The sequence below is a fragment of the Shewanella sp. ULN5 genome, assembly GCF_030731885.1.
Classification (GTDB): Bacteria; Pseudomonadota; Gammaproteobacteria; order Enterobacterales; family Shewanellaceae; genus Shewanella; species Shewanella holmiensis.
This window is the reverse complement of record NZ_JAPJEE010000038.1, coordinates 1-1,297: the sequence shown is the minus strand read 5'-3', so window position 1 is coordinate 1,297 and position 1,297 is coordinate 1. Positions and strand designations below refer to the sequence as shown.

1 rRNA gene is annotated in these 1,297 nt (G+C 50.9%); it reads left to right on the top strand.

What is annotated here, in order from left to right:
- Window positions 1-1,297 (top strand): 23S ribosomal RNA (locus ORI98_RS18110); the annotation flags it as partial.

Below are 1,297 nucleotides of genomic sequence, written 5' to 3'. Positions count from 1 at the left end.
TGAGGCGAACCTGGGGAACTGAAACATCTAAGTACCCAGAGGAAAAGAAATCAACCGAGATTCCCCTAGTAGCGGCGAGCGAACGGGGATTAGCCCTTAAGTCTATGGGGTGTTAGTGGAATGTGTTGGAAAGCACAGCGGCACAGGGTGATAGCCCCGTACACGAAAACTAACCATAGATGAAAACGAGTAAGGCGGGACACGTGACATCCTGTTTGAATATGGGGGGACCATCCTCCAAGGCTAAATACTCCTGACTGACCGATAGTGAACCAGTACCGTGAGGGAAAGGCGAAAAGAACCCCTGTGAGGGGAGTGAAATAGAACCTGAAACCGTATACGTACAAGCAGTGGGAGCGGTTCTTGAGACCGTGACTGCGTACCTTTTGTATAATGGGTCAGCGACTTACGTTTTGTAGCGAGGTTAAGCGAATAGCGGAGCCGTAGGGAAACCGAGTGTTAACTGCGCGTTTAGTTGCAAGGCGTAGACCCGAAACCCGGTGATCTAGCCATGGGCAGGTTGAAGGTTGAGTAACATCAACTGGAGGACCGAACCGACTTATGTTGAAAAATGAGCGGATGACTTGTGGCTGGGGGTGAAAGGCCAATCAAACCGGGAGATATCTGGTTCTCCTCGAAAGCTATTTAGGTAGCGCCTCGAGCGAATACCATTGGGGGTAGAGCACTGTTAAGGCTAGGGGGTCATCCCGACTTACCAACCCTTTGCAAACTCCGAATACCAATGAGTACTACTCGGGAGACAGACGGCGGGTGCTAACGTCCGTCGTCAAAAGGGAAACAACCCAGACCGTCAGCTAAGGTCCCAAAGTGTATGTTAAGTGGGAAACGATGTGGGAAGGCTTAGACAGCTAGGATGTTGGCTTAGAAGCAGCCATCATTTAAAGAAAGCGTAATAGCTCACTAGTCGAGTCGGCCTGCGCGGAAGATTTAACGGGGCTAAACATACCACCGAAGCTACGGGTTTGCAGTTTACTGCAAGCGGTAGAGGAGCGTTCTGTAAGCGGTTGAAGGTGAAGGGGTAACCCACACTGGACGTATCAGAAGTGCGAATGCTGACATGAGTAACGATAAAGGGAGTGAAAAACTCCCTCGCCGAAAGACCAAGGGTTCCTGTCCAACGTTAATCGGGGCAGGGTGAGTCGACCCCTAAGGTGAGGCCGAAAGGCGTAATCGATGGAAAACAGATTAATATTTCTGTACCTCTGCTAACTGCGATGGAGAGACGGAGAAGGCTAGGCTAGCGCGGCGTTGGTAGTCCGCGTTTAAGGTAGTAGGC